Annotated in this window: 6 protein-coding genes; all 6 read right to left on the bottom strand. The window is 46.1% G+C overall.

Features of this window, described 5'->3' with window-relative positions:
• Window positions 1-24 precede the first annotated feature (24 nt).
• Window positions 25-1,101, bottom strand: a complete 1,077-nt coding sequence (locus tag BW716_RS33360; RefSeq protein ID WP_083730392.1) for a DUF5013 domain-containing protein — start codon at window positions 1,099-1,101, stop codon at window positions 25-27.
• Window positions 1,102-1,121: 20 nt separating this feature from the next.
• The gene (locus tag BW716_RS33355) at window positions 1,122-2,768 is read right to left on the bottom strand and encodes a RagB/SusD family nutrient uptake outer membrane protein (protein ID WP_083730393.1); all 1,647 of its coding nucleotides are present in this window, start codon (window positions 2,766-2,768) and stop codon (window positions 1,122-1,124) included.
• A 13-nt stretch (window positions 2,769-2,781) separates the two neighbouring features.
• On the bottom strand, window positions 2,782-5,553 hold the full coding sequence (locus tag BW716_RS33350) for a SusC/RagA family TonB-linked outer membrane protein (RefSeq protein WP_083730391.1): 2,772 nt from the start codon (window positions 5,551-5,553) through the stop codon (window positions 2,782-2,784).
• A gap of 23 nt (window positions 5,554-5,576) precedes the next feature.
• Complete coding sequence (locus BW716_RS33345) at window positions 5,577-7,259, bottom strand: RagB/SusD family nutrient uptake outer membrane protein (RefSeq protein ID WP_083730390.1); 1,683 nt, start codon at window positions 7,257-7,259, stop codon at window positions 5,577-5,579.
• A gap of 19 nt (window positions 7,260-7,278) precedes the next feature.
• A complete protein-coding gene (locus BW716_RS33340; RefSeq protein ID WP_083730389.1) occupies window positions 7,279-10,545 on the bottom strand; it encodes a TonB-dependent receptor in 3,267 nt (1,088 codons plus the stop codon).
• A 17-nt stretch (window positions 10,546-10,562) separates the two neighbouring features.
• Window positions 10,563-10,796, bottom strand: a 234-nt coding sequence (locus tag BW716_RS37905; protein WP_220388884.1) for a hypothetical protein, incomplete at its 5' end; no start/stop codon positions are given.

The following is a 10,796-nucleotide window of genomic DNA, read 5'->3' as shown; positions in this document are numbered from 1 at the left end:
TGACTTTTGGGTCAGCCCCAGAAATTATAGATGCTTGGGATAGTTTAATAATTTTACACTATATATCTTAAACCCTTGTTGATCCTGAATATAATTCGCCGCAAAACCAACTGTTACTTTAGTTTCTTCAGTCAGCGTAAACGTAATCTTGGGATCACTGAACAGCGTATACTGAATCGTTGTATTCCCGCTTATATCCCCATAATCCGGAATCGTATCCAACCCCGGCGCTACTACAATATAAGTCGGATCCTTTGTTCCCTGCCAATCCAGATCAGATACATCTAAAGTATACGTACCCGCTGGCAGCGCACTACCCGTAGTCTGCCAGATCTTGCCATTATGAATAGCCGGAGATCCCCAGCCACTTTCCATATCTATGGTGCCTCCTTCATCTGTTGCATACCCACCATACCCGTCATGGCTTTTTGCCGCCGTATTGGCAATCCAGTCCGTCAGCGTACCCCAGCGGCCACCGGAATGAAGACCGGCTATTGTGAATGGGGTAGAGGTATTCTTCAGATATTGGGAAGAGATATCTTTGGATGGGCCAATGACCAGCGCATCTACATCTACAATTACAATTGTTACCGCGGCATTGGAAGCAACTTCATACTGCCCCGTACTTTTCAGTCTTACTGCCAGTGCGAGCTTCTTACCCTCGTAATCAGATGATTTTAACTGATTGATATCGAGTGATAGAAAAAAGGTTCCCTCACTTTTTCCGGCAGGAACACTGACAGAAGATGGAAGGGTATAGAGTAAATCAGGCATTAGTAGGGTATTGGCATCCAGGATATTGTTGAACTTTAAGAGATCAATAGTATCAGCATCGGTTATAACATTGACAGTAAAACCTGCTGGTTTGAGCGTACTTGCCTGCGCAACACCCAGGATGATATTGAGTTTATTGGTAGTCGCATCAATGGTGTAATTATAGGTGGAAGAATCCGTACCAGTTGGCACAGGATAGTTCGCACTGATACCACCAGAGATATTGAGCGCCTGTGGCATGTAAATATTAGGAATGCCATAACTGTCGGCGTCCTTTTTACAAGCCCAGAGCGATAAAAGAAATATGATGATGATTGATTGTTTCATAGATTGATTTTTTAAATGAATTACCAACCCGGGTTTTGCACCAGCACTCCTTTGGAAATACTGATTTCCGTCTGCGGAAATGGATAATAATACATCTTACTGGCGTTAAAAACGCGCTCTTCTACGCTGAATGTGGTGTATACACCATTATTCACTTTTACGCCTAACAGAGGCTTATTTAAGGCCGTTTCTGCATCCTTCCATCTAAGCAGGTCCCAGTATCTGTAATCCTCAAATGCTAATTCAATTCTTCTTTCATGCTTTACAGCAGTTCTGAATTCGTCCTGATTGGTGGCTGTTACCGCCGGCATATTTACCCCCGTACGTGCACGCACCATATTGATCGCGGCTCTGGCTGTTAATCCATATCCATTATCATTATCCGGGCCATAGGCTTCATTCATTGCCTCTGCATATTCCAGCAATACTTCTCCATATCGCATTACCACCCAATGGTGTGTGGCAGTACCTCCCTGCACAAGATTCAATCCATCATTCAGGAATTTTTTCAGATAATACCCCGTCTTACTTGCATTCGTATTTGCCATATCATCCGTACCCCCCGGAGCTTCGTTGATCACCCTGCTATTCCATGTACTTCCATTCGTCACGACACTCATCCCCAGTCTTGGATCACGGTTGGTATATGGATTCGCGGGATCCGGCGTACCAGTATATTCATAATCTGATACAAGATTTTCTGAAGGCGTTACTCCGCTCTGACCACCGGAAGTACTGATGGGATAGTTCATGGTTTCCATGTAATGATTCGCTGTCTGCCTGACTGCCAAAATCGTTTCGCCGCTGCTTAACGTATTACTTTGCAAAAAGTAATTCCTGTAATCATTTGATAAACTATATATCCCTAACGCAATTACATCATGGGCTGCAGCAGCTGCCTGCTGCCATCTCAATACATCTCCGCTTGTATTGTGCAATGGACTGGCCCAATATAGTAATGCTCTTGCCTTTAATGCCAGTGCCACGCCCTTTGTGAACCGGCCATCATAATTGGAAAAAGAAGAGGTTTTCCAGTTCACCTGCAAACTGTCCTGATATAATGTTACCTCGTCAACTACAAAATTCATCACACTATCATAAGGTGTAGCCGGCATAATCGTATTCTCATCCGCATTCAGCACCCTCGTCAGCAGTGGTACACCTCCATATCTTTTTGATAATTCAAAATAGAAGTATGCTCTCAGAATGTGTGCTTCCGCTCTATACCATGCCACATTCATTACATCATTTTTGTAACTGATAGCACCGGCAGCAGAGATCGTGTCCCTGTTAGTTCCTAAGATATCTTTGTAATTCACGGAGTGTTCCAGGAAGTAATTCGCCGCCCTGATCCCCCTATAATAGCTACTGTAATAGTTATCCGGATTCGTCGTCGCATTCCAGCTCCCCTGGTTAAACAGCTGTGCATCGGAAATGCCTGAAGTTTGCTCCGCCTCGTCCGTGGCTGCTGCAAAGAGATTACCATCCACAGATAAAAAGCCATTTCTGATATATGCATACGGCGCATTGCCCAGCGAGATCAGCGTACTGTAATCCGAATTGAGCGTCTTGTCTGTCTCAGATGAATCGATCTTTGTATTTAGAAAGTCTTTTGAACAGGCACTCAGCACCAGCAAAATGACTATATAGATTGTTAGTTTCTGCATGAGGGTCATTTTATTAGTTAAATGAAACACTGAGTCCACCGATGTACGATTTCAGTCCCGGATATCCTGTTGGGGTCTCCGGATCAAAGTTGTAATCTCTTAAGAGCTTGCTGATGGTGACTGGATTCGTCGCACTCATGAACAAGCGCAAACGACTCAGGTGTGCTCTTTTCAGGAATGCCTCAGGCAAAGAATAGCCTACTTCTATATTCCTGATCCGCAGGTAATTGTTTTTCTTTATCCAGAAAGTTGAATTCCGGTAGTTATTGGTATTTGATTGTGTAGTGAGCCGTGGATAGGTAGCTGTGCTCCGTGTGTCAATACCTTCTGACGGATAATAGGCCCAGGCGCCTTTGGCCATTGGGAAGGCATTGTTATTACTTACGAATGCCAGGGTCTGCGTTGCTGCATTTAGCAGATTGAAATCAGCACCAGCACCTCCCTGGAATAGGATTGCCACATCAAAACCCTTGTAATCCAGTGATGCATTAAAAGAGTAATACAGGGATGGATAGGCCGGATGCCCGATCTTAGTCACGTCATTCTGATCCACGAATCCGCTATTGTCAAGGTCTTTGTATTTCAGATCTCCAGGTTGTACTGCACCAAAAACAGGTACTGGTTGTCCTGACTTTAATGTACCATCTGCATTGAAATCGTCTGTCTGGTAAAACCCTTCTGCTATTAAGCCTGTGGGCGTACTGACAGATAATCCTGTCGTTTTACTAAAACTATTCACAGGGGTAATTTCAGCTTTATAGTCTACCGTGTTCTTATGATACAGCATACTGCCTCCTACATGGTAACCCAATCCTTTCCATGTATCGTGGTAGTTCATGGTGAGTTCAAATCCTTTATTTGTCATCTTCCCGATGTTCTTAAACATCAGTGCCGTACCAATAGTCGCGGCATAACTGGCCTGATCGTAGGTGATAATACCACCACGTTTATCCATGTATGCATCTGCTATAATATCCAGTTTCTTAAACAGGGTCATATCAAAACCGACATTATACTTCATGCTATGCTCTGCAAAGATGTCGGGGTTGGCTATATAAGTAGGTGCGATGGCTGTGTTGGAATTCAAACTGGTCACCCCCGTATAAAATGCGGTAGAGGTACCATAATACTGCTGGTAAAGATACCTGCCCTGTGCAGAGTTTTCATTTCCTGATTTGCCTGCAGAAGCCCTGACTTTCAGGTACAAAGGCGCTGTCAATGCAATCCATCCTGCAGAGATGGCCGGATAGAAACCATGGTTATGACCTATAGCATAGTTGTCTGAACCGCTATATCCAAAGCCAAATCCTAGCATATACTTATTACGGTATGTATAATCAATGGTGCCACCTAAGTTCGTATAGTGATGGAAGATGTTATTACCTGTATTATACCCTGAACCATTGAAATTACCATTCCAGTCTTCTATATAGTTGCTGGCAAAATAATTCACCAGTGCATGTACCGCATGGGAACCAAAAGTACGGTCATACCCGGCACTCAGGTTAGCCTGTTTCCAGTCGTACTGGTTAGTCGGTGAACTGGCACTGGCTACAAGATCTGAAGTAACATCAGTTGTTGTTTGCACGCCATTATAATAACGTGCATAGGTAGCTGTTTTGCTGGCAGCGCTTCTGGTCCATGTATTGAAACTCACTGCTTCACTCAGGTATAACCCGGGAGTAATGAAATCCAGTTTTTCTTTCAGGTTAAAATTCGCCTGTAATGTTCTGTCATGTGTCGATGTCCAACCCAGTGCTTTCAGTGATGCTACAGGGTTATTTGAATAAACGGTCGTGCCTGACCAGTTGCCCGTTTCATCTTTCACCGGGTACACATTGGAAGGGTACACCGCCATATTATTCCATAAGCTCGGGCCGTTGAAGTTCGGATATCGCCTGTCTTCAATACGGCCACCCAGGTCTACTTTGGCTTCAAATATTTTGAAAAAGCTAAAATCCAGGTTGGCCCGCAGGTTAAAGCGCTGGATCTGTGCATTTGAAGTAGTGGCATTTGTCGCCACATTATACAAACCCTGGTTCTTCATGTAATCTACGATGAGTGCATATCGGGTAGTTGTATCACCGCCACTGAAAGTAATATTCGCATCTCTGAATACGGCGTTCTTTTTCAGAACTTCATCAAACCAGTCTATATCTGTACCCGTACCATTTTTATACGCCTCCAGTTGTGTGGTGGTATACTTTGGCGTGTAAATATATTGATGATTGTTTACCGCATACAAGTCATTGCTGACAGCCTGATTATAGAGTCGTGCATAGTCATAAGACCGCAATGGCTTATTGATATTCTCAGCCTGTTGTACGCCATTTCTCACCTGCACCTGTACAGTGGGTTTGCCTGCATGGCCTCTTTTTGTAGTGATCCATAGTACGCCGTTCGCGCCACGCATCCCAAAGGCAGCGAGTGCTGCGGCGTCTTTATATAATTTAACTTCCGCAATTTCTATGGCAGATAAATACTGGAAGTAGGTATTGTTCACCTGAAATCCATCTACAAATATGGCGATGTCATTGTTGTCGTAAGTGCCCATGCCGCGTATCACAAAGCTGGCATTGTCATAGCCCGGCTCGCCGCTGGCCTGTTCGGTGATGATACCGGGCAGACGGCCATAGAAGGTATTGGTGATATTTGCAGCCGGTGTCCTGTATAATTCCTCTCCGGATACTTTTGATACGGAAGCCGTAGGTATCGAATCCGGAACGGATTGCGCCAGCACTTTACCGGAAAAGGCCAGCATATATAGTAGCGTTCTGTAGCGCATGTTCAATAATTTTTAAAGCGTGATTAGTAGCCGGGATTCTGGATCAGGGTACCCTTGTTGATTTCCGTTTGCGGGAAAGGATTGAGGAACTGACGGGGTGCCCAGAAGCCCAGGTACATCTTGCCATCATGATAGTCCGTATTACCTGTCATTTTTGATCCTACATCACTGTTGAAATGCAGGGTGCGAATCACGCCGCCAATCAGGCCGTCACCGATATCTGTTCTTTTCCAGTGTTTGATATCATGCAGCCAGTAGTTCTCATCGAAGAACTCTGCTGCCCATTCTCTCTGGATAATCGTTCTCAATTTTGCCTGATCGGTTTCAGTAATAGCTGGCAGGCCGGCACGCTGATGAATGATGTTGAGTTTAGCCAGTGCATTGGCAGATTGTCCCAATTCGTTGTACGCTTCTGCTGCAGATAAATAATAAGCCGCGAGACGGAAGATGGGGAACTCAAACCAGTTACGGGTGCCTGCTTTGTAATAGAACTTTACAGGTACAGCGGCTACGTTCATCGCCCATTGAAAGAGGTTGGAATTCGCCCAGTTATTATCATTCGGGTTGTTCCAGGTGTCAATCTCCCATGCTTTGAAACTCGCTTTGAAACGGGGTTCCATAGCCTGTATACGGGTGGTGTAGTCAGAAAAGGCTGTGGTGGCAGTTGGCCATACCTGGTCGGTGCCATCTGCTTTGTAGTAGTTCTCGAGATAACTGGTAGTGAGCCCATTTCCATATGCCTGCCAGTTATGCATGTTGTAAAACGTGTTCATGCCACTACCACCGGCATCGTATTTAAATGCCAGTATGATCTCGGCGTTGGCAGGTGTGGAGGTCGCTGTACCATAATCATCCAGCGGATTGCCGGTATTGATGATCTTAATACCTCCATTGGTTTCTGCTTCTTTGATCACAGCTTCGGCAGCGATGGCAGCCGTTTGCCAGCGGGAAGCGTCTTCATTGCCCATGCAGATGAGGTTATTATTAGCTCCCAGATCCAGATAAGGCGTAGCTGTATTAAAAAGAGGACGTGCCGCGTATAACAGCGCCTTTGCTTTGATGGACAAGGCGGCGGACTTCGTCATCCGGCCGGTCCAGGTAGCAGACCATACGGCTGGCAATACAGCTGCTGCAGCATCACACCAGCTGCTGATAGAATCTATTACTTCTGCTACTGGAGCACGGGGAATATTCAGGTCATCGTTTACAGTCAGTGATTTGGTCACGATAGGAACACCTCCGTACATGATCACCATTTGTTCATAGTCGTAAGCGATGAGTGCCAGCATTTCTGCTTTCACAATGGCTTTGTCAGCTGCCGTCATGTCGGTGACCTTGTCTATGTTTTCCCTGACGAGGTAGGCCTGTCTGATGGCAGTGAAATTATAGGCGTAGCCATCCATGTCTTCCGTATTGCCTGTTGCAGTGAGGCCGGTACTGGTGGCAATACCATAACCCCATGTCCAGGAGAAGCCATAGGTGAGAGCGCCGGATATATTGTCCTGGATGAGTGAGTTCCAGTTACCCTGATAGGGCAGACCCTGACAGAGCACTTTCTTATAGGCGTTGGCGATAGCTCCCTGCGCTTTGATAGTCGTAGAGAATACCGAATCTGTCGTTGTTGTATTGGAGATGGGCATTTGCAGAAAGTCCTTCTGGCAGGCAAACAGCAACAGCACCATGCATATGATATAGTAAGGTTTCATCTCAAATATTTTTAGTGGATCAGAACTGGATATTGGTACCGAAGTTGAACGTGCGGGTCAGCGGGTACATATATCCCATACTGTTCTTGCCATCGTCCGCCAGCTCAGGGTCAATGCCTTTCATCACTTCTTTGCTCCAGGTAATGAGGTTATTACCATTGGCGTAGAAGCGGATACTTCGGATATGCGCGCGGGTGAGTAATCCCCTGTCCTGGATGCTGTAACCTATTTCAAGGTTCTTGAGGCGCTTGAAGTTGTTAGACTTGAGCCAGAAGTCGCTGAAAAGGTTATTGGGGCCGGAACCACTGAAAGAGAAGGAGGGATAGGTAATCTTTTCACCATTCTCATACTTTTCCTGTGTCCAGTGGCCATCGTAGTAAGGCTGGAATACAGCACCTACGTTCTTGGCAAATGGGGTACTCAGCACATAACCGGATTGCGGGAAGGAACCCTGTGCTGTACCGATAAAGAGGGCAGAGATATCGAATCCTTTATAAGAGAAACCGATGGTCAGGTTGTAGGCTATGCGAGGTAGATTGGAGTAGCCGATAGGCACCTGGTCTTTGGTATCAATGATGCCGTCGCCGTTGATATCTTTGTAACGGATATTGCCCAGTCTTGCCTGATTGCCGTTCGTATTATATGGGCGGTTATTCAGTTCTTCGGTAGTGTTGAAGAAACCATCCCATACATAACCTTTGTATTGCCCAATGCTGTAGCCGGTCTCGTTCATCCATGGATATTGGTAAGACGGCTCTGCCATATATTCAATTTTATTGCGCGCGTAGGAGAAGTTGGCACGGAGGAAATAACTGAGTTTACCAATATTATCATTGTACCCCAGTTCGATCTCATATCCCTGGTTGCTGACGCGGCCAATATTCGCAGGAGGTACGATGGAAGAGGATACACCATAAGTAGCCGGGATCGTTTGGAGGTTCACGAGGATGTTATTCCTGTTTTCCCTGAAGAGGGTAGCGGAGAGAGTGATCTTATCCTTCCACAAACGCAGGTCAGCGGCAAGATTTAGTTTCTTTGCACGTTCCCAGGTCACGTCAGGATTACCCAAAGTGGTTTCGCTGGCGCCTGAGAAATAAGGGTTTGCACTACTACCATTGCTATTGCCAAAATAGTAACCGCTTGAACTGGATGACCAGCCATTTGGCAGGTAGAGATAGCGGCGACTTCCCAATCTGTCGCTACCGACTTCTCCATAGGAGCCACGAAGTTTGAGCCAGGTAAGCACATCGTTCTTCGGATAGAATGGTTCTTTTGTCACAACCCAACCCGCAGATACAGCGGGGAAGTAACCAAAGCGGCGCTTAGGTGCGAAGTTTTCAGTACCATTCAGACCCATGTTGAATTCCAGCAGGTAGCGTTCACTAAAGTTGTATGTAACACGGCCTACCAAACCCATTAAACCGGAGGGTGTGTTATAGGTTAGATCGTGTGCCGTGTATTTCTGGGCATTGCCAAGGAATAATGCGGACACGTTGTGATTGCCAAAACTGTGGGCGTAGTCGATAGAAGCTTCCAGGTATACTTTGCGCCAGGCACCATTACCCCAGTTGTCGGAGGTGTAGTCAGGGTTTAACTGACCACCGGCAAGCACAATGTTATTAGGATTGTTGGGATCGCGCATGGCTTTGTAAAGCGGAATGCTGGTGGTTTGGTAGAAGCCTTTCGTATAACTGTCATCATAGGCGATCTTTCCATTCAGATTCAGCCCCTGGGTGATGTAGTCCATCTGGTGCTTCAGGTTCACGGTGCTGGTGAGAGTTGTAATATACTGATTCAGCGTACCGGCACTGAGGAAGTCACTGATGGGAGAGACACCACTCCCACCTTTATCAACAAGGGGATTAATGCCATCGCCGGAGGTACCGATAAACCCATTCACCAGTTTGCCATTAACGAAGTTGGGGCCTACGAACGGACTACTCTCAAAGATCTTCTGGATGATAAGCTGGTAGCGATCGCCCTGGTCTGTAGAGCTATAGCCGCCTGAAGGCACATGGCCAACGGTTGATTGCCCCGCCAGGTTCACGCTGATCTGGAAGTTTTTGAATACGTCGATGTCGAAGTTGGATCGGAAGTTATAACGTTTGAAGTTGGAATTCGTATTAGAACCACCGTAATTGTAGTCGTTGAGAATACCTTGCTGGTGATAGTAGCCTAGCGAAGCAAAGTACCTTACTTTTTCAACTCCGCCGGATATATTCATGTTGTATTGTTGTTGCTGGCCCTTACCTCCGAAGATTTCCTTGAAATAGTTATGCGAAGTGTAGTACAGGGCGGGGCTGTTGGCCAGTGCCTGTCTGTCGCTGGTTCCGATTTCAAGGCTGTTGATTTCGTCTGTAGTATAGTCCCTGTTATTTTTGAACTTCCACAATTCATTGTCGGTGAAGAGCAGGTTGTCAAAGCTGCTGTTGCCGGCGGCCTCCGCGTTGCGGACACCTTCATTACGGAAGAGGGCGTATTGATAAGAGTTGAGAATGGGCAGGAGGGAGGTAGCGTTTGTAAAACCGCCATTTGCGGTGAAGCCGAAGGTAGGTTTATTGAGTTTCCCTCTTTTGGTGGTGACGATGATGACACCGTTCGCGCCCCGGATACCATATACAGCGGTAGCAGAAGCATCTTTCAGAATAGAGATGCCTTCGATTTCGTTTGCATCCATGGCGTTGAGCACCACGTAAGGCTGCTCTGCCGGTTGCTGTATACCATCGATTACGATGAGCGGATCCTGACCGTTTAAAGTGGCAATACCACGAATGTGAATGGTCGCAGCATTCTGACCGGGTTCACCGCTGGATTGTACGGCGCTGATACCGGAGGCTCGCCCTACAAGCATATTGGTGATGTTAGACACAGGGGTGGAGACGAGCTCTTTGCCACCAACGGTAGAAATAGCCCCTGTCACGGTAGGTGCTTTTTGTTTGCCGTAGCCGACAACCACCACTTCGCCGAGCGCTTTATCTTCCGTGACGAGGTTGATGTTGAGAACCGGGCGTGCATTGACATTCACCTCCTGCCGATGGTAACCGATGAAAGAGAAGATCAGGGTAGCATTGTCTGGTACAGTAAGTTTGAAGTGACCGTTTTCGTCTGTTTTGGTAGCGATGTTGATATTGTTCTTCTGGTAGACGCTCACGCCGATGAGCACTTCATTGCCGGAGCGTACCGTACCGCTTACAGTAAGGGAGCTTTGCCCGTAGGTAGTGGGTAATCCTATTAGTTCAAGCAATAGGAGGGCTACCGACCATTGTAAGAGTAGTCGTTTGATCATGATGTAGAAATTGGTTTTTACAAAATGGAATCCCCGATTAGTGGTTGTCTGCAAACGTTTGCATCATTCAAAATAAAAAAGGTAGCGATGGAACGTAATCGTTTACAATTTGGTTCATAATAAAACAGTTTTTCTTGTGGATGTAATAAAGGATGTTGGCCCTTTGGTGAATCAGAGTAATCGTTTACAATTGTTTTCATAACTACAGTTAGGTGAATGCTGGATGGAAAAGTATTGAAGTTGTTTATACT

Source organism: [Flexibacter] sp. ATCC 35208, assembly GCF_001975825.1.
GTDB lineage: Bacteria > Bacteroidota > Bacteroidia > Chitinophagales > Chitinophagaceae > Chitinophaga.
The sequence above is the reverse complement of the archived record's forward strand: the minus strand, read 5'-3'. Positions and strand labels throughout refer to the sequence as shown.

Bases quoted from the DNA above. Each gene is read 5' to 3' on its own strand.
- BW716_RS33345 (WP_083730390.1), bottom strand. From the start codon at position 7,259: ATGAAACCTTACTATATCATATGCATGGTGCTGTTGCTGTTTGCCTGC.
- BW716_RS33350 (WP_083730391.1), bottom strand. From the start codon at position 5,553: ATGCGCTACAGAACGCTACTATATATGCTGGCCTTTTCCGGTAAAGTG.
- BW716_RS33340 (WP_083730389.1), bottom strand. From the start codon at position 10,545: ATGATCAAACGACTACTCTTACAATGGTCGGTAGCCCTCCTATTGCTT.
- BW716_RS33355 (WP_083730393.1), bottom strand. From the start codon at position 2,768: ATGCAGAAACTAACAATCTATATAGTCATTTTGCTGGTGCTGAGTGCC.
- BW716_RS33360 (WP_083730392.1), bottom strand. From the start codon at position 1,101: ATGAAACAATCAATCATCATCATATTTCTTTTATCGCTCTGGGCTTGT.